This is a genomic window from Streptomyces sp. NPDC008092, assembly GCF_042957285.1.
Lineage (GTDB): Bacteria > Actinomycetota > Actinomycetes > Streptomycetales > Streptomycetaceae > Streptomyces.
In genome coordinates this window covers 267,424-290,072 of the sequence record NZ_JBIBHY010000014.1, presented here as the reverse complement: position 1 = coordinate 290,072, position 22,649 = coordinate 267,424, and the positions used below count along the sequence as shown (strand labels likewise).

Genomic DNA, 22,649 nt, shown 5'->3' with positions numbered 1-22,649 from the left:
CTTCTCCGCGCGGCTTCCAGATCTCCCGGAAAGGCGAAGCACGTGAGGGACAGCAGCACTCAGAAGCCACGCAGCAAGCCGCGTATGTGGGGGTGGACATTCCGATGACCATGGAGACTCTCGAACTCGACCGTCCGCACGGCCCGGACACCGCGGTGCTCACCGGGGACGGCGCGCTGCGGACCCCGTACCGCCCCCGGATCGTCGGTGTGGGCACCGCGGTGTCGCCCACCGGCTACACCCAGCAGGAAGTGCTCGACGCGTTCCGCATCACCGATCCCAAGGTCCGCTCCGTCTTCACCAACAGCGCCATCGACCGGCGCCATCTGACCCTGCCCGAGCCGGACGCGGACGGGATCCGCCGTCCCGAGTCACAGGGCGACCTGCTGGACAAGCACAAGGCCATGGCCCTCGAGATGGGCGCCGAAGCCCTGCGCGCCTGTCTGAAGCGGGCCGGCGCCGAACTCTCCGATCTGCGCCACCTGTGCTGCGTGTCCACCACCGGCTTCCTCACCCCCGGCCTCAGCGCCCTGATGATCCGCGAGCTCGGCGTCGACCGGCACTGCAGCCGCAGCGACATCGTCGGCATGGGCTGCAACGCGGGGCTCAACGCGCTGAACGTGGTGGCCGGCTGGTCCGCCGCGCACCCGGGCGAACTCGCCGTCGTGGTCTGCACCGAGGCCTGCTCGGCCGCGTACGCGATGGACTCCTCGATGCGGACCGCCGTCGTCAACAGCCTCTTCGGGGACGGTGCCGGCGCGGTCGCCCTGCTGTCCGGGCCGGGCGGGGAGACGTCCGGGATGCCCGGCGCCGCCGAGGGCCCGGCCGTGCTGAAGTTCGCCAGCTGCATCATCCCCGACGCGATCGGCGCGATGCGCTACGACTGGGACCGCGAGCTGGACAGGTTCAGCTTCTACCTCGACCCGCAGGTCCCCTACGTGGTCGGCGCGCACGCCGAGATCGTGGTCGACCGCCTGCTGGCGGGCACGGGGCTGCGCAGGAGCGACATCGCCCACTGGCTGGTGCACTCCGGCGGCAAGAAGGTCATCGACGCGGTCATCGTCAACCTGGGCCTGACCGGCCACGACCTGCGGCACACCGTCGGTGTGCTGCGGGACTACGGCAACGTGTCGAGCGGTTCGTTCCTCTTCTCGTACGAACGGCTCCTCGACGAGCGGGTGACCCGGCCCGGCGACTACGGGGTGCTCATGACGATGGGGCCGGGATCCACCATCGAGACGGCCCTGGTGCAGTGGTGAGGCAGGCTCAGCAGGCGGAGACGGCCGCGAAGGCCGGAACGGGGGAGAACCGGTGAGTGACGTGAACGACGTGCTGAGGCTGACCGTCGACGGAAGCCGGCCGCTGTCGGCCGGCGCGGTCCACGACCTCGGGGTGCTGTGCGACCGGGCCGAGGACCGGAGCGCGGGCGGAGTGGTGACGCTGCGCGTCAGCGGCGCGCCGGCACCGGGCTGGGCGGAGGGACTGGGCGTCGGCCTGGTCACCAAGTGGGAGCGGGCACTGCGCCGGCTGGAACGGCTGCCCGCCGCGACCGTGGCCCTCGCCACCGGCGACTGCGGCGGACTCGCCCTCGACACGTTCCTCGCCGCCGACATCCGCATCGCGACACCGGACGCCCGGTTCCTGGTGCCCTTCGACGGCGAGGCCACCTGGCCCGGCATGGCCGCCTTCCGGCTGGTCCGGCTGGCCGGCGCCGCCCGGGTCCGCCGCGCCGTCCTGTTCGGGCATCCGATCGGGGCGGCCGAGGCGCTGGAACTGCGGATCGCCGACGAACTGGCCGACGACCCGGACGCCGCGGCGGCGGTCGCCGAGCAGCTGATCGAGGACCTGTCGGGCAAGGAACTCGCCATCCGTCGCCAGCTCCTCTTCGACGCCGCGGTGACCGGCTTCGAGGAGGCCCTCGGCCGGCACCTGGCCGCCTGCGACCGTGCGCTGCGGCGCAACGCCGCCGAGGAGGCCGCGTGACGACGGCCCGTTCCGGGGTCCTCGACTCCCTCGACGGCTGGCGCGCTCTGACGGCGGCGGCCGAGCAGGCGGAGAAGGAGCTCGCGGCGCTGCCGGACCCGGCCCGGCGCACACCGGAGCAGCGGGCCGCCGCCGAGACCGTGAAGAACACCGCCCGAGCCCTGCGCTCCCGCTTCCTGGACGCCCACGTCGACACCGTCTACGACCGGCTGACCGGCGGCCGCACCCGCGCGCTGCGGATCGACGAACTGGTCGAGGCCGCGGCGACCGCCTTCCCCGGCCTGGTGCCGGACGCCGACCTGCTCGCGTGGGAGCGGGGCCGGCCACAGGCCGACAAGGAAGGCCACGAGATCGACCAGGGCATCTTCCTCAGAGCCGTGCTGCGTTCGCCGGACGCCGGACCGCACCTCCTGGATGCCATGCTGCGGCCGACGGACCGGGCGCTGCGGCTGCTGCCGGAGTTCCGGCGGACCGGCGTCGTGGAACTGGAGGCCGTACGGCTGGAGCGCCGTGACGGCGTCGCTCGGCTGACGATGTGCCGGGACGACTGCCTCAACGCCGAGGACAACCAGCAGGTCGACGACATGGAGACCGCCGTCGACCTGGCCCTCCTCGATCCGGCCGTCCGCGTCGGCCTGGTGCGCGGCGGCGAGATGAGCCATCCCCGCTACCGGGGCAGACGGGTGTTCAGCGCGGGCATCAACCTCAAGTACCTCAGCTCCGGCGGCATCTCCCTGGTCGGCTTCCTGCTGCGCCGGGAACTCGGCTACCTCCACAAGATCGTCCGCGGTGTCCTCGCCGACGACTCCGGCCGGTGGCACACACGGCACGTCGAGAAGCCCTGGCTCGCCGCGGTCGACGGCTTCGCGATCGGCGGCGGCGCCCAGCTGCTGCTGGTCTTCGACCATGTCGTCGCCGCGTCCGACGCCTACTTCAGCCTGCCGGCCGCGAAGGAGGGGATCATCCCCGGGGCCGCCAACTTCCGGTTCAGCCGGTACGTCGGGCCCCGGCTGTCCCGCCAGGTGATCCTGGAGGGCCGCAGGATCTGGGCGACGGAACCCGCCGCCCGCCTGCTGGTCGACGAGGTCGTGGAGCCGCGGGAGCTGGACGCCGCCGTCGAGGCGGGCCTGGAGCGGCTCGACGGCGAGGCGGTGCTCTCCAACCGGCGGATGCTCAACCTCGCCGAGGAGCCGACGGAGGCGTTCCGCGCGTACATGGCGGAGTTCGCCCTCCAGCAGGCGCTGCGGCTCTACGGGGAGGACGTGATCCACAAGGTGGGCAGGTTCGCGGCGCGCTCGGCGTGACGGCGGCCGCCGGGCGGACGGGCGGCACGTTCACCGCACGGACGGGCGAGGACGGAGCGGAAGGAGAGGATGAGGACGATGCCGGTCGCGCGAGTCAACGGAATCAATCTCGGCTACGACGACCACGGTGCCGGCGAGCCCGTCGTGATGGTCACCGGGACCGGTGCTCCGGGACGTGTCTGGCGGACCCATCAGGTGCCGGCCCTGAAGGCTGCCGGCTACCGGGTGATCACCCTCGACAACCGGGGCATCCCGCCGACCGACCCGTGTCCGGAGGGGTTCACCCTCGACGACATGGCCGCGGACGTCGCGGGGCTGATCGAACACCTCGGGGTGGGGCCCTGCCGGGTCGTGGGCTACTCCCTCGGCGGGATCATCGTGCAGGAACTCCTCCTCGCCCGGCCCGGACTCGTCACGGAGGCGGTGCTGATCGCCAGCAGCGGACGGGCCGACGAGGCGCTGTCCGCCATGGCGGCCGCCGACATCGAACTGTCCGACAGCGGGGTGAAGCTCCCGCCCCGCTACGCGGCGTACACGCACGCCGTGCAGAACCTCTCGCCGAGGACGCTCAACGACGACGAGCAACTCCGGGACTGGCTGGGCATTTTCGAGATGGCCCTGATCGACCTGTCCGCGGTACGTCCCCAACTGGGCCTCGACGTGATCCGTGACCGGCTTCCGGCGTACCGGGCGATCGACCGTCCGTGCCTGGTCATCGGGTTCGCCGACGACCTGGTCGTGCGCCCGCACCTGTGCCGCGAGGTCGCCGAACGCATACCCGGCGCCGTGTACACCGAGATCCCGGACTGCGGCCACTACGGGTACCTCGAACGGCCCGCCGCCGTCAACGCGGCGATCATCGACTTCTTCGGCCGCCGGACGCGGTGAGGTGACCGCCGCGGACCGGCCTCGAAAGCCGCCCCGCGCGCCGGGACGCGTCACCCGGCCGCGGCCTCCTCGGCCTCCGCGGCCTCCTCGATCTCCTCGGCCTCCCAGCGCAGCAGGTCGCCCGGCTGGCATTCGAGGACCTCGCAGAGTGCGGCGAGCGTCGCGAAGCGCACCGCCTTGGCGCGGCCGTTCTTGAGCACCGCCAGGTTGGCGGGCGTGATCCCCACGCGGACCGCGAGTTCGCCCACGGACATCTTCCGCCTGGCCAGCATCACGTCGATGTCGACGGCGATCGGCATCAGATCACCTCGTCCAGCTCGGCCTGCATCTGCGCCGCCTCGACGTCGCGCGCGACGGCCTGGGCGAGCAGCATCCGCAGCACGAGCACGATGAGCGCGACCCCGAGGATGGCCACGCCGATCCCGGCCATGATGACGGTGACGCCCGGGTCGTCCCGCTGGCCCGGCGCGTTGACGGCGGTGACCGCGAACCAGACGAGGGCGGCCGCCACGATCGCGCCGATCACGCCGTCCACGTACCGGAAGGCGGCGTCGGAGAACACGGTTCCGCGGCGCACCATCGTCACCAGCCGCCATACACAGCCCAGGGCGACCTGCGCCGAGGCCATGCCCAGGATCGTGATCAGGCGGAACGCGGTCAGCGGGAGCGTCCCGTCCTCCGGGTCGTTCCCGCTGACCAACGTCCACACCATCATTGCCTGTACGAGCACGGTGCCACCGAGCACCACCGCGAGCACGGCGCGCAGCGCGCGCACGGTCAGCTTTCCCATGACCCATCCTTCCATCGACTCACGATGGGAATCTATCGAGATTCGATAGGTTGGGCAAGAGGGAAGACCGGCTCAGTCCATCCCGCCGAAGACGGTCTGGTCCCAGTCGATGACGGATCCGGTCACCACTCCGCTGCGGTCGGAGAGCAGGAAGACCACGAAGTCGGCGATCTCGTCGACCTGGCCGAGCCTGCCCATGGGCTGTGCCGCCGCGGCCCGTTCCCGCCAGTCGTCGCCCGCGCCGTGGAAGGCGCGCTGGACGGCGTCCTCGCCCTCGGTGTCGGTCCAGCCGATGTTGAGGCCGTTGATCCGGATCCTGTCCCAGCGGTGGGCGTGGGCGGCGTTGCGGGTCAGCCCGGCGAGTCCGGCCTTGGCCGCGGAGTAGGGCGCCAGGAAGGGCGGGCCGCCGTGGGCGCAGTTGGAGATGATGTTGACGATGGTGCCGGGTGCCGCACGGGCCTTCATGTCGGCCACCGCCGCCTGCATCGAGAAGAACGGTGCCCGCAGGTTGACCGCCATGTGCTGGTCGAACAGCTCGGGTGTGGTGTCCAGGAGCGAGCCGCGGGACGTCAGACCGGCCGCGTTGACCAGGCAGTCGATCCGGCCGTGTGCCGCCAGGGTGCGTACGACGGAGCCGCGGGCCTGTGCCGGGTCGGCGAGGTCGGCCCGTACGAAGCGCGCGCCGGTCTCGGCGGCCAGTTTCTCGCCCGTCCCGGCGCGTCGGCCGGTGAGGACGACGGCCGCGCCCTCGCGTACGGCCGCCCGTACGATGCCGGCGCCGACGCCCTGGCTGCCGCCGTTGACCAGGACGACCTTGTCCTGAAGAAGTGCCATGGGTGCGCTGTTCCTTTCAGCCGTGGCGGCGCTCGGCGCCGGCGTGCAGTTCCCGGCGCAGCCGCTCGGGGGTCCAGTCCTCGTCGACGGCCCGCCGGAGGGCGTCCGCCTGGGAGGGCGGGGCGAGGCCGTCGACCGGCGGGTCGAGGTCGAGGTTGGTGGGGAAGGGGTAGCCCTCGGCGGTGGCGGCGACCACGCGGCGCAGCCAGTCCTGCGAGACGCCCTCGGCCTTGCGGCGCAGCAGCACCGGGAAGAGGGCGTTCGCCATCGCCTCGCGGTCCACCGTCTCCATCGCGCGCCCGAAGGCGGAGGAGATCTGCAGCAGGTTCGCCATACGGCGGATGCCGGCCGAACGGTTGTGCCCGGCGGCATGGAAGAGCGCGGGGTTGAAGAAGACCGCGTCGCCCTTGTCCAGGGGGAGTTGGACGTGGTGGGCCTCGAAGTACCCGACGAACTCGGGGAGCCGCCAGGCGAGGTAGCCGGGCTCGAACTTCTGGGAGTGCGGCAGGTAGAGGGTCGGGCCGGACTCGACGGGCATGTCGCAGTGGGCGACCGCGCCCTGGAGGGTGAGGACGGGGGAGAGGCGGTGGACGTGCGCCGGGTAGGCGGCGGCGCGTTCCCGGGAGAGGAACCCGAGGTGGTAGTCGCGGTGCACGCTCTGCGCGGCGCCGCCCGGGTTGACGACGTTGACCTGCGAGGTGACCTGGTAGGCGGGGCCCAGCCAGGCCTCGGCGACCAGCGCGACCATGTCGTTCGCGTAGTAGTCGGCGAACGCCTCGGGGGTCCGGACGGCCATCTTGTCCAGGGCGTTCCAGACGCGGTCGTTGGCGCCCGGCCTGGCGAAGTGGTCGCCGCGGGCGGCACCGCTCGCCCGTTCCTCCTCGATCAGCGCGGTGAAGGCCCCGGTGGCCCGGTCGACGACGTCCAGGTCGCCGAACGCGCCCTTGAGCACGACGACACCGGGGCCGTCGAGCAGCGCCCGGACCAGCTCGTCCTGGATCCCGAGGCGCCCGTCGGCGGTGGCGGCGAGGGCGCGGAGCCGCTCGCTGTCGTAGAGCGGCACGTTCTGTTCCACACGCTCCGCCGAGGGGTGGTCGGCGGCGTCCGTCTCCTGCTCGACGAGCGAGCGGAACGCGTCGAGGTCGCAGTCGGCCTCGGTCAGCCGAGTCCGCCGTGCCGTGGTCTGGGAGGGCATCCGGGTCCTTTCGCCGTGCCTGTTCTTCTGTCAGTGTTGAGAACCCGAACCCGTCATTCAATCCTCAGCAGTGCATCAAAAGTCCATCACCGTCGACCGGGATCCGTCATGCGCCATCCCTATACGATCAGGGAAATCGCCCGTCAGGCAGGGCTGAGCACGGCCACCGTGGACCGTGTCCTCCATCAGCGGGGCAATGTCCGGGAGGGCACCGTCCGCGAGGTCCACCAGGCCATCAAGGACCTGGACCGCCAGCAGGCCCAGGTCCGCATCGGCGGCCGGACGTTCATGATCGACATCGTGATGCAGGCACCGGACCGCTTCTCCACCGCCGTACGCGAGGCACTGGAGGCCGAACTGCCCGCCCTGCACCCGGCCGTCGTGCGCTCCCGGTTCCACTTCCGCGAGACCTGCCCGCCGGAGGACCTGGTCGCCACCCTGGAGAAGATCGCCAAGCGGGGTACGCAGGGCGTGATCCTCAAGGCCCCCGACGTACCGGAGATCGCCGCCGCGGTCGGGCGGCTGGTCGCGGCCGGGATCCCCGTCGTCACCCTGGTGACGGACCTTCCGCACAGCGCCCGCCTCGCCTACGTCGGCATCGACAACCGCGCGGCCGGTGCCACCGCCGCCTACCTCCTCGGACAGTGGCTCGGCGACCGGCCGGGCAACGTGCTCACCACCATCAGCCGCGGCTCCTTCCGCGGCGAGGAGGAGCGCGAGATGGGCTTCCGCAGCGCCATGCGCGTCGACCAGCCGCAGCGGATGCTGGTCGAGGTCACCGGCAGCGACGGCCTGGACGCCACCCAGTACGAGCTGGTGCTCGACGCGCTCGGGCGGGACGAGGACATCGTCGCCGTGTACTCCGTGGGCGGAGGCAACCGCGCCACCCTGGAGGCCTTCGAGGCCCTGGGCCGCGCCTGCGCGGTGTTCGTCGCGCACGACCTCGACCACGACAACACCCGTCTGCTGCGCGAGCGCCGGCTGTCCGCGGTCCTCCACCACGACCTGCGCCAGGACCTGCGCCGCGCCTGCCAGGTCGTCATGCGGGCCCACCGGGCGCTCCCGGAGGACGGCCCGGCCCTGCCCTCGGCCATCCAGGTCGTCACGCCGTTGAACATGCCGCCCGGGGCCGCGTCCGTACCCGTCGCCGAATGAGCCCGCCGCACGTGTGTGATCTGCGACGTTGGACAGGCCGTCACATTACTGAACCGTAACCTACCGACTGCTACCACGAGTAACTTACTCGTGCGTAAGGTTCTGGCGAACCGCCACCGAGCGGCATGAACGCGCCACGGGACGGCCGCGTTCCCGTGCCGCTGCCCCTGTGCACCTCACTGCCAGCCGCTTCACAGGAGGTTTGCCATGCCCGCACGCAGACGACTTCTGGCCGCCGCAGTCACCGCTGCCGCCTGCCTGGGCGTCCAGGCCCTGTCGCTCTCCCCCGCGTCGGCGGCGGGCGAGGTGGTCTCCAGGGGAGTGGCCGTCCCCGCGTTCTACAACCCGCCCACCGACCTGCCCGGCGCCGACGGCACCCTGATCCGCAGCGAGCCGCTCACGCTCGCCCTCAGCCTGCCCGGCCTCGACGGGCCGCTCCCCGGTACCGCGACCCGTCTGATGTACAAGTCCACCGACTCGGCCGGCGAGCCGGTGGCCGTGACCGGCGCCTACATCGAACCGACCGCCGCATGGCGGGGCGGCGGGGCACGCCCCCTGGTCGTCGTGGCGCCCGGCACCATGGGACAGGGCGACCAGTGCGCGGCGTCCCTGGGGCTCGAACACCCGCTGACGGTCAACGGCCAGACGGTTTCCGTCGGTTACGAGGACCTGGCGATCTACCGTCTGCTGGCGAAGGGCATCGCCGTGGTCGTCACCGACTACGTCGGCCTCGGTGCGACCGACCGGCTGCACACCTACGTCAACCGCGTCGACGAGGGGCACGCGGTGCTGGACGCCGTCCGCGCCGCCCGCTCGCTCGGTGGAGCCTCCGTCACCACGGCGTCCCGGGTGGGGCTGTTCGGCTACAGCCAGGGCGGCGGGGCGACCGCCGCCGCGGCCGAACTCCAGGCGTCGTACGCCCCCGACGTCACGCTGGCCGGCACCTACGCGGGCGCCCCGCCCGCGAATCTGACCTCGGTCACCCAGGCCATCGACGGCAGCGAACTGGCCGGTGCGCTGGGCTGGTCGCTCAACGGCTTCCTCCAGTCCGACCCCGCGCTGAAGCCGATCGCCGAGGCGCATCTCAACGCCGCCGGCAAGGCCGCCCTCACCGATCTGTCGACCATGTGCGTCGGAGACGCGATCTTCGGCTACGCCTACGCCAAGAGCACCAGGTGGACGACCGACGGACGGTCCATCAGCGACATCATCGCCGGCACGCCCGCGCTCCAGTCGTTCCTGGACAGCCAGCGCATCGGCACCCTCGAACCGTCCGGGCCCGTCCGCATCGCGACCGGCGTCAGCGACAACCTCGTTCCGCACGCCCAGGCGCGGCAACTCGCCGTCGACTGGTGCCACAAGGGCGGCGACGTCACCTACAAGGCCGTCACCCTGCCGAATCTCTTCAGCGCGCTCCTCAACCACTTCGCCCCGCTCCTCACCGACCAGAGCGACGCGATCGCCTGGCTGACCGACCGGCTCAACGGCAAGGCGACCACGTCCAATTGCTCCAGCATGCCTGTCCAGCCCTGATGGCCGGGCCGTCCGGCCGAGCGGGTCCGGCGAAGTGCGCTGCCGCCGTCGGCTGACGGCATGGCGCGGCGCATCGGGCGGAGCGCTTGGCCGGATCGCGACCGGCGGCACCTCGTGGTCCACGACGGGCACCCGGCGGGAGGCAGGGAGCCGCTGTCACCCCGGCGAACCCTCCATCGGCGGCTCGTCGCCCAGGAGCCTCGCGATTCCGGCGGGGCTGAACACGTCCCGGGTGGCGAGCGCGATGCCGCCGTGCAGGCCGGAGGTTCCCTTCAACTGGGTCGCGGTGATCGTCAGTTTGCGGGTGGCCAGGGGCAGGGCACGCTGGTACACCGCGGCCCGGACGGCTGAGACCAGGTCGTCGCGGAGTTCGCTGAGCGGGCCGGCCAGAACCAGGGTGCGCGGGTTGAACATGTGGACCAGCATCGCCACCACCTCGCCGATCTCGGTGGCGGCCTGACGCACTGCGTGGAGCGCGGTCGGGTCGCTGTCGGCGATGCGCCGGGCGAGTTCACGGGTCCCGTACAGCGGGTCGTCGTCGGTCGACTCGGGGATGCCGAGGCCGCGCAGCACGGCCCGGTGGGAGGCGATCGCGCCGACGCAGCCGACGTTCCCGCAGCCGCACAGGACGTTGCCGCCGCCCGGGGCCCGGATGTGGCCGATGTCCCCTGCGGCCCCGTCGGCGCCCCGGTAGACGGCACCGCTCGCCGTGATGAGGCCCGACCCGATACCGCCGGCGATCTTGATGCACAGCAGCGGTGTCTCCATGCCCGCGTGCGCGACCTCGCCGAGCGCCATCAGGTTGACGTCGTTGTCGACGACGACCGGGGCGCCGAACTGCCCGCGCAGGTGCTCGGCGACCGGGTAGCCGTCCCATCCGGGCATGCCCGTCGGCTGCACCGAGCAGCCCTGCTCGAAGTCGACGGGGCCGGGCAGGCCGACGACCACCTCACGCACCCGCGCGGGATCGCGGTGGTGCTTCTCCAGGAGTTCCCGCAGCTTGCCGGTCACCGCGTCCAGCACCGGCCGGGGGCCGGAGCCGATCGGGACGGCCACGGTGTCCCGTGCGATCACGCGGCGGCCGAGATCGGCGATCGCCACCTGCGACTCCGCGCTGTCGACGTCGGCGACGGCGACGGTTCCGGCCTGCGGGCTGATCTCCAGCACCCGAGGGGGCCGGCCGCGGACGGACCGTCTGGACTCGACCTCCTCCAGGATCCCGGTGCCGACCAGATGATCCACCTGCTGCCCCACGGTCGACCGGGCCAGACCGCTGCGCCGGGCGATCTCGGCCCGGTTGGTCGCGGCTCCGGACACCACCAGCCCCAGCACCCGCCGCAGCGCGAGGGGCACCGCGATGCTGCCCGCCGGCTCGTCCGGACGACTCTCATCTTTATGCATTCACGTGAACGTAATGTGATTGCTTTAGGTCCGTCAATGGTCACGGGCCGATCGGCGACGATTGAGGATCTAAGCGGACATGTTTCCGGGATTCAGCCGCTTTTAGGCCTAGAAGAAAATTAAATGTCCCCCCTTGTGCCCTGCTCGCGAACTAAACGATGGTGATGCGCAACGCGGCGTTCAGCCCGCGGTCGCCTTCGGACGGAGCCCGGCGAGTGCCCCGGTCCGAAGGGGCGTCGCCCGAGTGGGCCCCATCCGCCCGACACCCCGTCAACCCGTCACGGACCACAGGAGTCCCATGGCTCAGCAGCAGGCACGGCACCGCATCGGAATCCTCGGCGCCGGCAACATCTTCGGCCGCTATGTCGAGGGACTGCGCACCGTCCCGGAGCTCGAGGTGGTCCGGGTGGCCGACGTCGACCCGGCCCGCGCCCGGGCGGCCGCGGCCGAGCACGCCGTCCCGGCCTGGGGCGACGGCGAGGAACTGCTGGCCGACGACTCGGTCGGGATCGTCGTCAACATCACGCCGCCGCAGTTCCACGCCAAGACCGTCATCGCCGCGCTGGAGGCCGGCAAGCACGTCTACGTCGAGAAACCGCTCGCGGCCACGGTCGCCGAGGCCCGGGAGGTCCTCGACGCGGCCGGGCGTGGCACGGCGCTGCTGGGGTCGGCCCCTGACACCTTCCTCGGCAGCGCCGTGCAGACCGCCCGGCACGCGATCGACACCCGCCGGATCGGCGAGCCCGTCGGCGCCACCGCCTTCGTCCGCTCCAGCCGCTCCGAGACCTGGCACCCGGACCCGCGCGCCTTCTACGGACCGGGCGGCGGCCCCGTCCTCGACATGGGCCCGTACTACCTGGCCGCACTGGTCAACTGCCTCGGCCCGGTCGCCCAGGTCTCCGCCGCCACCCGCGTCGGCGCGCCGGTCCGCAGGGTCACCAGCCCCGGGCGGGTCTTGGACGAGGTCACCGTCGAGGTCCCCACCCACGCCTCGGCCACCCTGACCTTCGCCTCCGGCGTCATCGGCACCACCCTGATGAGCTTCGACGTCTGGGACACCGAACTCCCGCGCATCGAGATCTACGGCACCGAGGGCACCCTCGCGCTGCCCAACCCCAACTTCTTCGACGGCGACGTCCGCCTGAAGCGGCACGGGGACGCGGACTGGGAGGTCCTCACCCCGGTCACCGCGCTCTTCGGCGCCGTCGACACCCCGGAACAGCACCGCCGCGGACTCGGCGTCGCCGATCTCGCCGGTGCCGTGGACGGCGAACCGCACCGCGCCAACGCGCAGTTCGCCTTCCACACCCTGGAGGTGCTGGAGAGCTTCGAGACCTCCCAGCGGGAGAACCGTTTCGTCGCCCTGCGGAGCAGCTGCGACCGTCCCGCGCCCCGCCCCACCCTCTGACCGGCGCCCCGACCCCCTCCGAGAGGACCGCACACGATGAAGATCAGGCAGGACCGCCTCGCCATCAACCCCCTCCAGTGGGTCGCGAGCGCCGACGGCTGGATCGACCCCTCCCTGGCCCCCTCGCTCGACGAGCAGCTGGCAGTCATCCGCGACGCGGGCATCACCGCCCTGCACAGCGGCGTCCCCGGTGACCTGACGCCGAAGGCGTACGCCGCGAAGCTCGCCGAGTACGGCATCAGCGCCGCGCCCGGCTACATACCGGTGCGCCTCACCGACGACGAGGGCGAGCGGCAGGGGTTCCGGGACGCGGCGGCACGGGTCGCCGCACAGCACGCGGAACTCGGCGTGCCCACCGTCTTCCTCGCCATGGGGATGGCCAAGGACGCCGAGCGCGTGGCCCGGCCCGCCGTCGGACACCTCGCCGAGCAGGGCCGGCTGGAGCGGGTGCGGGACCTGCTCGCCGAGATCGCCGGCACCGTCCGGGCGGAGGGGATCACCCCGGCCTTCCACCCGCACGTGGGCACCTGGGCCGAGACCGAGCTGGAGACCCGCTTCGTCCTCGACACGGTCGACGCCTCGGTTCTCGCGTTCGGACCGGACATGGGTCACCTGGCCTGGGCCGGCGCGGATCCCGCCCAACTGGTGCGCGACTACGCGGACCGGGTCGCGAGCGTGCACATCAAGGACCTGGACCTCGGCCTCGCCGCACGGGCCAGGGAGTCCGGCTGGGACTACCGCAAGACGGTACTGGCCGGGCTCTGGTCGGAACCGGGCCACGGCAACGCCGACATCGAGGGGTTCGTCGGCGCGCTGCCCGAGGACTTCGACGGCTGGCTGGTCGTCGAGGTCGACCGGGGAGCCCGGCCGACGCCGGCGGAAAGCGTACGGCTCTGCGGAGAGTGGGCCGTCAAGCAGCACGCGTAGCCATGACCTGGTTACGCGGCGCGCATGTGGTGCGCCCCGGGGCGGTCCGGCAACGCGGTGACCCCGGGAGACACGGCAGAACCTGAGGGATGAGACAAGTGGAGAGAACATGCGCAAGACATTGGTGCTGGTCGGCGCCGGACTTCTGACGGCGTCGGTGACCGCCTGCGGCGGCGGCACCCAGGCCTCCGGCGGCAGCAGCACATTGACCCTCGCGGAGTCCGTCACGGCCACGCCGTGGGACCTGGCCAAGGCCAGCATGGGCCCCGAGGCCCAGTACTACCAGCCCGTCTACGACACCCTCGTCCGGCTGGACAGCAAGGGGGCCGCCACCCCCAACCTGGCCACCTCGTGGTCGTACGACAAGCCCCAGACCACCCTCACGCTGAAGCTGCGCAGCGGCGTGAAGTTCACCGACGGCACCGCGCTCGACGCCCAGGCCGTGAAGCAGAACCTGCTGCACACCATGAGCGGCACCGCCTCCGCCGCCGGCGAGATCAAGGACATCACCGGCGTCGACGTCGTCGACTCCCACACCGTGGCCGTCAGGCTGAGCCATCCCAGCGCCTCGCTGCTGCCCGCGCTCGGCCAGGTCTCCGGCATGATCGCCAGCCCCAGGTCGCTCACCGACCCGAAGACCCCGGTCGGTTCGGGCCCGTACAAGCTGGACACCTCCGCCACCACCGCCGGCCAGACGTACACCTACACGCGCAACGCCGACTACTGGAACACCAAGGCGTTCCCCTACGACAAGATCGTCATCAAGTACATGTCGGACCCGACCGCGCGCACCAACGCGCTGCTGTCCGGCCAGGTCGAGGGCGGCACCGTCAACCTCAACCGGGTCAGGACCGTCCAGGGCAAGGGGCTGAACGTGGCCACCTACCAGTCCGGTGACGTCGAGGGCCTGTTCATCTGGGACCGGGCCGGCAAGAAGGTGCCCGCCCTGGGCAAGGTGAAGGTCCGGCAGGCGCTGAACCACGCCTTCGACAAGCAGGCCATCATCAAGTCGGCCAAGACCGGGCTGGGCACGGCCACCACCCAGCTGTTCGCCAAGGGCGAGGACGGCTACCGGGCGGACCTGGACACCACGTACTCGTACGACCCCGCGAAGGCGAAGCAGCTGCTGGCGGAGGCCGGTTACCCGAACGGCTTCACGGTCACCCTGCCGGACCTGTCCTCGTTCTTCCCGCAGGAGCAGGCCGCCCTCGACCAGGCGCTGGCGGACATCGGCATCAAGGTCAAGCTGGACAACGTGCCCGGCGACCAGATCTTCAGCTCCATCCTCTCCGGCAAGTACGCGATGTCGTACTTCAAGCTCGGCGCGGCCAACGCCTGGGACAAGGTCCAGCTGCAGCTGACGAAGACGTCGACCTGGAACCCCTTCAAGTACGGGGACGCGAAGTCCGACGACCTCGTCTCGCGCATCGGGCAGTCCACCGGGGCCGAGCGGGAGAAGCTCTTCGGCGAGCTGAACACCTACGTCGTCGACCAGGCCTGGGACGCCCCCTGGAACGTGATCACCTACGCCTACGCCACCGCCAAGGACGTCGAGGTGACCCCGCAGCCCGGCTCCCAGTACCCGCCCCTCTACAACTACTCCCCGGCGGCCGGGCAGTAGCCACCGGTCCGTTCCGGCACACGGAAGGAGGAACCGACCGTGCTCGTCTTCTTGTTGAGGCGCCTCGCCGCCGGCGCCGTCCTGGTGGTCGTCGTGGCCACCGTGACGTTCCTGCTGCTCAGCCTCACGGGCACCGACGTCGCCCGCAACATCCTCGGCGAGACCGCCACGCAGTCGGCGGTGGCCGCCAAGAGCCGTCAACTCGGCCTCGACCAGCCCCTGGTGGAGCGCTACTGGCACTGGATCGAACAGGCGGCGCAGGGGAACCTGGGCACCTCGTGGTACAGCGGTGACCCGGTGAACCAGTCCCTGACGGACACCCTGCCGGTGACCCTCTCCGTGGTCCTCGCCGGAATGCTCGTCGCGGCGGTGCTCAGCGTGGCGCTGGGCACCGCGGCGGCCCTGCGCGGCGGCTGGATCGACCGCGTGGTGCAGTTCGCCGCGGTACTCGGCACCGCCGTACCCAGCTTCCTGATCGCCCTGGTCCTCGCCGTCACCCTGGCCGTGCAGCTCGGCTGGCTGCCCGCCACCGGCTACGTCGCCCTCGGCGACTCACCCGCCGACTGGCTGCGCTCCATCACCCTGCCCGCACTCTCCCTGGCCGTCGCCGCCACCGCGGCCACCGCCATGCAGGTGCGCGGCGCCCTGATCGACGTCCTGCGGGCCGACTTCGTCCGCACCCTGCGGGCCAGGGGCCTGACCACCCGCAGCGTCGTGTTCCGGCACGCCCTGCGCAACGCGGCCCCGCCCGCCCTGACCGTGCTCGCCCTGCAGTTCATCGGCCTGATCGGCGGCGCCGTCGTCGTGGAGAAGGTGTTCGGCCTGCCGGGCATCGGCACCCTCGCCAACTCGGCCGCCGTCCGCGGCGACGCCCCCGTGCTGCTCGGCACGGTCGTGGTCACCGTCGTGATCGTCGTCGCCGTCAACCTGCTGCTGGACATCGCGTACGGCTGGCTCAACCCGAAGGTACGTGTCTCATGACCGCCGTGGACACCCCGGCCGCCCTCCCGCAGCGGGACGGCCTGCTGCGTCGCGTGCTGCGCGACCCGGTCGCCGTCGTCTGCCTGGTCGTCCTCGGCCTGGTGGTCGCGGCGAGCATCGCCGCCCCGCTGCTCACCGGCCACGACCCCGCCCGCAGCGTCCTCGCCGACACCCTCGCCCCCATGTCGGGCGCCCACCCGCTGGGCGGCGACGGCGTCGGCCGCGACGTCCTGGCCCGCCTGCTCTACGGCGGCCGCACCAGCCTCGTCGGCGGCAGCATCGCCGTCCTGGTCGCCTTCGCGGTGGGCGCGCCGCTCGGCCTGGTCAGCGGCTTCTACCGGGGCTCGTTCGACGCCGTGGCCGGCTGGATCGTCAACGTCGTCATGGCCGTACCCGCGATCATCGTGATGCTCGTGGTCATGGCGGCCGTCTCCCAGGACCTCAACGTCGCCATGGCCGTGCTCGGGGTGATCATGGCGCCGATGGTCTTCCGCCTCATCCGCGCCTCCGTGCTCGCCGTCCGCGAGGAGCTCTACGTCGACGCCGCCCGCGTCTCCGGACTCGGTGACGCGCGCATCATGCGCCGGCACATCCTGCCGGTGGTCGTCGCGCCGTCCGTCATCCAGGCCACCCAGGTGTTCGCCCTGGCCATCGGCATCCAGGCCGGCCTCGCCTTCCTCGGCCTGGGCAAGGCGTCCCAGGCCAGCTGGGGCGCGATGCTCAACGACGCCTTCACCAACGTCTACAACGAGCCCATGCTGCTGGCGTGGCCCGGCCTCGCCATGGGCCTGACCATCCTGTCGTCCAGCCTGCTCGGCAACGCGGTCCGGGACGCGCTCGGCACCGGCGAACCCCGGGGACCGGTCGCACGCCGCACCACCGTGGCCCGCAAGGCCGCACCGGCCCCCGCGCCCGCGCCCGACCGGCTGCTCACCGTGGAGAACCTGCAGGTCCGCTACGGCGACAGGACCGTCGTCGACGGGGTGAACCTCACCGTCTCCCGCGGCGAGGTCCTCGGTCTGGTCGGCGAGTCGGGCTCCGGCAAGAGCCAGACCGCGTTCTCCGTCCTCGGACTGCTCCCGTACGAGGCGGACGTGACGGCCGACCGGCTCGTCTTCGACGGGAAGGAACTGCTGAGCCTGGACCTCGCCGCGATCAACGCCCTGCGCGGGCGCGGCATCGGCTACATCCCGCAGGAGCCCATGTCCAATCTGGACCCCTGCTTCCGCATCGGCTTCCAGCTCGTGGAGCCCATGCGCAAGCACCTCGGGCTGTCCCGGGCCGACGCCCGCACCAAGGCGCTCGAACTCCTCGCCCGGGTCGGCATCCCGGACCCGGAGCGGGTGTTCAGGTCCTACCCGCACCAGGTCTCCGGCGGCATGGCCCAGCGCGTCCTCATCGCCGGCGCCGTCTCCTGCGACCCGCAGCTGCTGATCGCCGACGAACCGACCACCGCGCTCGACGTCACCGTCCAGGCCGAGGTGCTCGACCTGATGCGCTCGCTCCAGCAGGAGCGGGAGACGGGGATGATCCTGGTCACCCACGACTTCGGCGTCGTCGCCGACATCTGCGACCGGGTCACCGTCATGCAGCAGGGGCGCATCGTCGAGACCGCCCCGGTCCAGGAGATCTTCGCGAGGCCCGCCCACGAGTACACCCGGATGCTCCTCGACTCGACGCTCGAAGGCGGCCCCGCCCGGGGTGCCCCGGGCGCGCCCGCCAAGTCCCCCAAGTCCCCTAAGTCCCCCAAGTCCCCCAAGTCCCTCAAGGAGATGACGTCATGACCGCTCCGCTGCTCGAAGTCGACGACGTCGTCGTCGAGTACCCCGGCAAGGGCCGCGGCAGAAAGCCGTTCCCCGTCCTGCACGGCGTCTCCCTGTCCATCGCGCCCGGCGAGACGCTCGGCCTGGTCGGCGAGTCCGGCTCCGGCAAGACCACCCTGGGGCGGGCGGTCCTGGGCCTCGCCCCCGTCACCGGCGGCGAGATCCGTTACCAGGGCAGGCCGGTCTCCCGCCTTGCCAAGCGGGAGCGGCGGCAACTCAGCAAGGACATCCAGGTCGTCTTCCAGGACCCCTACACCTCGCTGAACCCCGCCATGACGGTCATGGACATCCTCGCCGAACCGCTGCAGGTGACCGGAGTGGCCCGCGCCGAGGCGGAGCGCCGGGTGCAGAAACTGCTCGACCACGTGCACCTCCCGCGGGACGCGGCCCGCCGGCTGCCCCGCGAGTTCTCCGGCGGCCAGCGCCAGCGCATCGCCATCGCCCGCGCCCTGTGCCGCGACCCCAGGCTGATCGTCTGCGACGAACCGGTCAGCGCCCTCGACCTGACCACCCAGGCCCGGGTCCTGGACCTGTTCACCGAGATCCAGGAGACGACGGGCGTGGCGTACCTCTTCGTCACCCACGACCTGTCCGTCGTACGGCACATCAGCCACCGGGTGGCCGTGCTCTACCGCGGCGAGATCGTGGAGTCCGGCGACGCGGCCCGGGTCACCGAGCGCCCAGAACACCCCTACACCAAGCGGCTGTTGCTGGCCGCTCCGGTACCGGACCCGGAGCGTCAGGCACAACGCAGGGCGGAACGCCTCAAGCTGGCCGCCTCATGACGAGCGCCGCCGTGGTGGACACCCTGACCCGCTACCTCGCCCTGTGCGACGTGCCCGCGCGGGCGCAGGGCGATCTGGGTGACCTGTTCACCGAGGACGCGGTGTGGGAGGGCGGCGGCGCCGCCTACGCCGATAAGTTCGGCCGTACCGAGGGCCGTGCGGCGATCGTCTCGATGCTGTCGGGCCATCTGCCGCCGAGCGGGCACTTCCGTACCAACGTCCACCTGCTGTTCCCCGGCACGGTCGACGACCACGGCGACGGCACCGCGCACGGCAGCTGGCTCATGCAGCAGCTGTCGCGGTACGACTCCGGCGCCGCCGACATGCTGGTGGCGCGCCTCGACGTGACCTTCCGGCTCACCGGGGACCGCCCCCGCATCTCCGCCTTCCGTACCGAACGACTCTTCACCGCACCGCTGCCGGAGGAGCGATGACCACCGCGACCGCCGCGACCACCCGCCGCACCATGCTCCTGACCTGCTACGCCGACACCCACGGCTACGGCTGGCACCACGTCGACCTGTTCACCCACGACCACACCGGCCGGGAGGTCAACTGGGTCCACTGGGCGGTCGACGAGGTCGGCCCGCACGGCGCCGACGCGGCGACCGCCCGCGTCGAGCCGACGCTGCGCCGCACCACCGAGTGGCGGCACGGCGTGAGCGCCGACGGCAGCGAGTACTGGACCGCCCAGGCGGCCTGGGACCGCTGAGATGTGCCTCGTGTACATCGTCGACGACGACGAGGAGCTGAGCGCGTCGCTCGCCTGGCTCCTCGACTCGGTCGGTATCCGCTCGGAGCGTTTCCACGACGCCCGGACCTTTCTGCGGTCCTACGACCGCACCCGGCCGGCCTGTGTGGTCCTGGACGTCCGGATGCCCGAACTCAGCGGCTTCGACGTCCAGCGGCTCCTCAACGAGGCGGGCTCGCCGCTCCCGGTCGTCTTCGTCTCCGCGCACGGCGACATCCGGATGTCCGTCCGCGCCCTGCAGCACGGAGCCGTCGACTTCCTGGAGAAGCCGTACGACCCCCAGCACCTTCTCGACGTGGTCCAGGCGGCGCGGCGCACCGCCCGCGAACGCTTCGACCGCGAGGCCCGGCGCCGCGAGCTGCGCGCCGGACTGGACACCCTGACCGCACGGGAGCGGGACGTGCTCGCCCTGTCCGTCGAGGGCGCCGCGAACAAGCAGATCGCGAGCCGGCTCGGCATCAGCGCCAAGACCGTCGACGTACACCGGGCCCGCATCCGGGAGAAGACCGGCGCGGAGAGCATCGCCGCCCTGGTCCGGGACGTCCTCCGGCTGGACGCCCGGTGAGCCCGGGGGAGGGGCTCGCGGCGGCCGACTTCCGCGAACTGACCGACGCGCTCAAGTACTGCGTCCTGCTGCACGACGCCCGCACCTTCGACATCCTCTGGGCCAACCGGGCCGCCTGCGAGCTGCTCGGCTGGACCGTCGACGAGCTGAGGCCCCTCAAAGCACCGGACATGAGCAAGAACGCCCGCCAGTACAGCCGCACACTCGGCCATCGCTGGCTGGGCCGCGCGGCCCAGCACGGCGTCAGCACCACCGAGTGGTGCTACCGCGCCAGGAGCGGCGAGGAGATCCTCACCGAGGCGATCGCGATCCGGGTCGAACTGGCCGAGCGGACGGCGGTGATGGTCCAGTTCCGGGACATCGCCGAGGAGAAGGCGGTCCGGCGCGACCTGTTCCGCACCGAGCACCGGCTGCGCGCCTTCCTCGGCGGCCTGGCCGAGGGGATCGTCGTCCTCGACGACGCGGACCGCGTGCTCTTCGCCAGCGAGTCCGCGACCAGACTGCTCGACGACGGCCTGGACGGGGCGGACTTCGGCACCTACTGCTGCGACGGACGCGTTCCCGAGCGCGAGGGCCGCTACCGGTTCGCGGCACCCGGCGCGACGCCCCGCTGGTATGCCGCGACCTGCCAGCACATCGAGATCGAGAGCGACCTGCGCGGCCGGATGCTCCTCTTCTACGACATCACCGACCGGGTCCGTGCCGAGGAGCGGCACCGGCGCGACACCCAGCACCTCGACCACCTGGCCCGCTACAACGCCATGGGCGACATGGCGATGGCGATCGCGCACGAGGTCAGCCAGCCGCTGTCGGCCGCCTACAACTTCGTCGAGGGAACGCGCGGCCGGCTCGGCGCCGGCCAGGAGTCCGTGCTGTGGGGGCTGGACAACGCCGTCCGGCAGATCGACCGGGCCCGGCGGATCCTGGCCAGCCTGCGGCAGTATGTCGGCCGCCTGGAGCAGTCGGAGCAGCTGACCGACCTCAACGCGATCGTGCGGGACTGCGCGTACTTCGTGGAACTGCGGGCCCAGGAGCACGCGGTGGCCGTCGAGTTCGAGCTCGCCGCCGAGCCGCTGCCGGTGCGCTGCGAGAACGTGCTCATCGGGCAGGTCGTGATGAACCTCGCCGCCAACGCGGTGGACGAGACGGCCCGCCTGCCCGAGGCCGAACGCACGGTGACGGTCACCACCCGGCGTACCGGGGACGGCCGGGCCGAACTCGCGGTCCGCGACCGGGGCCACGGGCCGCCGCCCGACGAGCGCGTCTTCGAAGGCGTCTTCACCGCCAAGGAGAACGGCAGCGGCATCGGCCTCGCCCTCAGCCACCGCATCATCGCCCGGCACGGCGGCACCCTCGACGTCCACGCGAACGAACCGCGCGGCTCGGTCTTCCGCTTCACGCTGCCGGCCGTACCCACCCACCACCCACCCACGGAGCCGTGATGCCCGCCCGCTACCACCACGCCACGCTCATCGACGGAACCGGCGCCGCCCCCGTCCCCGACGCCGTCCTCGTCGTCGAGGACGACGGGGTCATCAGCTACGCGGGCCCGGCGGCGCACGCACCGCCCGCCGCCCCGGCGGCGACGGAGACCGACCTGGGCGGCCGGACTCTGCTGCCCGGCTTCTTCGACTGCCACGTGCACCTGTGCATGACCCCGGGGCGTGGCCTGCTCGCGGGGCTGGCCGCCGACCCGACGGTGGCGACGTTCGAGACCGCCGAGCGGATGCGCGCCACCCTGCACGCCGGCGTGACGACCCTGCGCGACCTCGGGGGCGTGCCCGCCGGATACCGCACCGCCGTGGAGCGGGGCCTGGTCGACGGCCCCCGGCTCCAGGTCGCCGTGAAGGTGATCGGCCACACCGGCGGGCACGCCGACTGCACGCTGCCCGGCGGGATCGACGCCGCCCCCCACCTGGGCGAGATCGCCGACACCCCGGACGAGGTCCGGATCGCGGCCCGGCGGATGCTGCGCGCGGGCGCGGACCTCGTCAAGGTCTGTGCCACCGGCGGGATGGGCAGCCCGCACGACGACCCCGACGACGAGGGACTGACCCGGGACGAGCTGAGCGCCGTCGTCGAGGAGGCGAGACGGCACCGCGGGAAACCGGTCGCCGCGCACGCGCAGGGCACCGCCGGCATCCGCAACGCCCTCCAGGCCGGCGTCACCAGCATCGAGCACGGCTACGGAATCACCGACGAGCTGTGCGACCTGGCCCTGGAACAGGGCGCGTTCCTCGTCCCGACCCTGTCCACCGTCTTCGCCCCGCTCGACCGGGCCGCCATGGCCGAGCACCACTTCCGCAAGAAGAGCCGCTGGTCCGGGACGAGCAAGGAGAACATCGCGCACGCGATCGCCCGCGGTGTCCCGATCGCCCTGGGCACGGACGCCGGGGTCGTCCCGCACGCCCGCAATCTGCTGGAGCTGTCGTACCTCGTGGAACTGGGGATGGATCCGCTCGACGCGATCACGGCCGGCACGCTGAACGCGGCCCGGCTCCTGGGTCTCGAAGAGCAACTGGGGTCCCTGGAGGCGGGGAAAACCGCCGATTTCGTGGTCGTCGACGGAGATCCCGTGCGGGACGTCGCCGTGCTCGGGCAGCCGGAGAACGTGGTGCTGGTCGCGCGGGCGGGATCGGTGAGAAAGAACATCCTGGGCGTCGACGCATAGGGGATTTCCCCTACTGCACGCGGCCAATTCCCGA

At 71.9% G+C, this 22,649-nt stretch carries 22 protein-coding genes; 17 read left to right on the top strand and 5 right to left on the bottom strand.

Annotated elements, in window-relative coordinates:
* Positions 1-104 precede the first annotated feature (104 nt).
* The 4 genes from dpgA (at position 105) to ACFZB3_RS38100 (ending at position 4,175) form a co-directional block, all read left to right on the top strand.
* Positions 105-1,259, top strand: coding sequence for a 3,5-dihydroxyphenylacetyl-CoA synthase DpgA (dpgA, locus tag ACFZB3_RS38115; RefSeq protein WP_391384560.1), 1,155 nt, complete (start codon positions 105-107; stop codon positions 1,257-1,259).
* A 52-nt stretch (positions 1,260-1,311) separates the two neighbouring features.
* Positions 1,312-1,983 carry an enoyl-CoA-hydratase DpgB gene (gene dpgB, locus ACFZB3_RS38110; protein ID WP_391384557.1) on the top strand — a complete coding sequence of 224 codons (672 nt, stop codon included), beginning with the start codon at positions 1,312-1,314 and terminating at the stop codon, positions 1,981-1,983.
* On the top strand, positions 1,980-3,287 hold the full coding sequence (gene dpgC, locus ACFZB3_RS38105) for a (3,5-dihydroxyphenyl)acetyl-CoA 1,2-dioxygenase DpgC (RefSeq protein ID WP_391384554.1): 1,308 nt from the start codon (positions 1,980-1,982) through the stop codon (positions 3,285-3,287). Before dpgB ends, dpgC begins: the two co-directional genes overlap by 4 nt.
* 78 nt (positions 3,288-3,365) lie before the next feature.
* Positions 3,366-4,175 (top strand): alpha/beta fold hydrolase, encoded by an 810-nt coding sequence (locus ACFZB3_RS38100; RefSeq protein WP_391384549.1) that lies wholly within the window; start codon positions 3,366-3,368, stop codon positions 4,173-4,175.
* A gap of 50 nt (positions 4,176-4,225) precedes the next feature.
* Here the strand turns inward: ACFZB3_RS38100 and ACFZB3_RS38095 are convergent, their stop codons facing one another.
* The 4 genes from ACFZB3_RS38095 to ACFZB3_RS38080 all read right to left on the bottom strand — a co-directional run bounded on the left by ACFZB3_RS38095 (position 4,226) and on the right by ACFZB3_RS38080 (position 6,994).
* The gene (locus ACFZB3_RS38095) at positions 4,226-4,474 is read right to left on the bottom strand and encodes a helix-turn-helix domain-containing protein (RefSeq protein WP_391384546.1); all 249 of its coding nucleotides are present in this window, start codon (positions 4,472-4,474) and stop codon (positions 4,226-4,228) included.
* Positions 4,474-4,965, bottom strand: a complete 492-nt coding sequence (locus tag ACFZB3_RS38090; RefSeq protein ID WP_391384544.1) for a DUF2975 domain-containing protein — start codon at positions 4,963-4,965, stop codon at positions 4,474-4,476. Before ACFZB3_RS38090 ends, ACFZB3_RS38095 begins: the two co-directional genes overlap by 1 nt.
* 72 nt (positions 4,966-5,037) lie before the next feature.
* Positions 5,038-5,799, bottom strand: a complete 762-nt coding sequence (locus ACFZB3_RS38085) for an oxidoreductase (RefSeq protein WP_391384541.1) — start codon at positions 5,797-5,799, stop codon at positions 5,038-5,040.
* Between the two features lie 16 nt (positions 5,800-5,815).
* Entirely contained in the window at positions 5,816-6,994 is a 1,179-nt protein-coding gene (locus tag ACFZB3_RS38080; protein ID WP_391384539.1) for a phytanoyl-CoA dioxygenase family protein, read from the bottom strand.
* A gap of 108 nt (positions 6,995-7,102) precedes the next feature.
* Here ACFZB3_RS38080 and ACFZB3_RS38075 point away from each other — a divergent pair, with 108 nt between their 5' ends.
* Both ACFZB3_RS38075 and ACFZB3_RS38070 read left to right on the top strand, forming a co-directional pair.
* The gene (locus ACFZB3_RS38075; protein ID WP_391384538.1) at positions 7,103-8,149 is read left to right on the top strand and encodes a substrate-binding domain-containing protein; all 1,047 of its coding nucleotides are present in this window, start codon (positions 7,103-7,105) and stop codon (positions 8,147-8,149) included.
* A 207-nt stretch (positions 8,150-8,356) separates the two neighbouring features.
* Positions 8,357-9,682: a lipase family protein gene (locus ACFZB3_RS38070; protein ID WP_391384536.1), complete on the top strand. Its 1,326-nt coding sequence runs from the start codon at positions 8,357-8,359 to the stop codon at positions 9,680-9,682.
* Positions 9,683-9,838: 156 nt separating this feature from the next.
* On the opposite strand, the gene ACFZB3_RS38065 is transcribed toward ACFZB3_RS38070, so the two are convergent.
* Positions 9,839-11,083: an ROK family protein gene (locus ACFZB3_RS38065; protein ID WP_391384534.1), complete on the bottom strand. Its 1,245-nt coding sequence runs from the start codon at positions 11,081-11,083 to the stop codon at positions 9,839-9,841.
* 298 nt (positions 11,084-11,381) lie between these two features.
* On the opposite strand from ACFZB3_RS38065, the gene ACFZB3_RS38060 reads away from it, so the two are divergent.
* The 11 genes from ACFZB3_RS38060 to ACFZB3_RS38010 all read left to right on the top strand — a co-directional run bounded on the left by ACFZB3_RS38060 (position 11,382) and on the right by ACFZB3_RS38010 (position 22,615).
* On the top strand, positions 11,382-12,491 hold the full coding sequence (locus ACFZB3_RS38060; RefSeq protein WP_391384532.1) for a Gfo/Idh/MocA family oxidoreductase: 1,110 nt from the start codon (positions 11,382-11,384) through the stop codon (positions 12,489-12,491).
* Positions 12,492-12,527: 36 nt separating this feature from the next.
* Positions 12,528-13,418: a TIM barrel protein gene (locus ACFZB3_RS38055; protein ID WP_391384530.1), complete on the top strand. Its 891-nt coding sequence runs from the start codon at positions 12,528-12,530 to the stop codon at positions 13,416-13,418.
* Between the two features lie 109 nt (positions 13,419-13,527).
* Positions 13,528-15,039: an ABC transporter substrate-binding protein gene (locus ACFZB3_RS38050; protein ID WP_391384528.1), complete on the top strand. Its 1,512-nt coding sequence runs from the start codon at positions 13,528-13,530 to the stop codon at positions 15,037-15,039.
* 39 nt (positions 15,040-15,078) lie between these two features.
* Positions 15,079-16,020: an ABC transporter permease subunit gene (locus ACFZB3_RS38045; RefSeq protein ID WP_391384525.1), complete on the top strand. Its 942-nt coding sequence runs from the start codon at positions 15,079-15,081 to the stop codon at positions 16,018-16,020.
* A complete protein-coding gene (locus tag ACFZB3_RS38040) occupies positions 16,017-17,804 on the top strand; it encodes an ATP-binding cassette domain-containing protein (protein WP_391384522.1) in 1,788 nt (595 codons plus the stop codon). The genes ACFZB3_RS38045 and ACFZB3_RS38040 overlap by 4 nt, the downstream gene beginning before the upstream one ends.
* Positions 17,801-18,628, top strand: a complete 828-nt coding sequence (locus ACFZB3_RS38035) for an ATP-binding cassette domain-containing protein (RefSeq protein WP_391384519.1) — start codon at positions 17,801-17,803, stop codon at positions 18,626-18,628. Before ACFZB3_RS38040 ends, ACFZB3_RS38035 begins: the two co-directional genes overlap by 4 nt.
* Positions 18,625-19,062 carry a nuclear transport factor 2 family protein gene (locus ACFZB3_RS38030; RefSeq protein WP_391384517.1) on the top strand — a complete coding sequence of 146 codons (438 nt, stop codon included), beginning with the start codon at positions 18,625-18,627 and terminating at the stop codon, positions 19,060-19,062. The genes ACFZB3_RS38035 and ACFZB3_RS38030 overlap by 4 nt, the downstream gene beginning before the upstream one ends.
* Positions 19,059-19,340 carry a hypothetical protein gene (locus ACFZB3_RS38025; protein WP_391384514.1) on the top strand — a complete coding sequence of 94 codons (282 nt, stop codon included), beginning with the start codon at positions 19,059-19,061 and terminating at the stop codon, positions 19,338-19,340. Before ACFZB3_RS38030 ends, ACFZB3_RS38025 begins: the two co-directional genes overlap by 4 nt.
* Before the next feature lies 1 nt (position 19,341).
* Complete coding sequence (locus ACFZB3_RS38020; protein ID WP_391384511.1) at positions 19,342-19,944, top strand: response regulator; 603 nt, start codon at positions 19,342-19,344, stop codon at positions 19,942-19,944.
* A complete protein-coding gene (locus tag ACFZB3_RS38015) occupies positions 19,941-21,386 on the top strand; it encodes an ATP-binding protein (RefSeq protein WP_391384508.1) in 1,446 nt (481 codons plus the stop codon). Before ACFZB3_RS38020 ends, ACFZB3_RS38015 begins: the two co-directional genes overlap by 4 nt.
* On the top strand, positions 21,386-22,615 hold the full coding sequence (locus ACFZB3_RS38010) for an amidohydrolase family protein (RefSeq protein WP_391384505.1): 1,230 nt from the start codon (positions 21,386-21,388) through the stop codon (positions 22,613-22,615). Before ACFZB3_RS38015 ends, ACFZB3_RS38010 begins: the two co-directional genes overlap by 1 nt.
* The last annotated feature ends 34 nt before the right edge of the window (positions 22,616-22,649 follow it).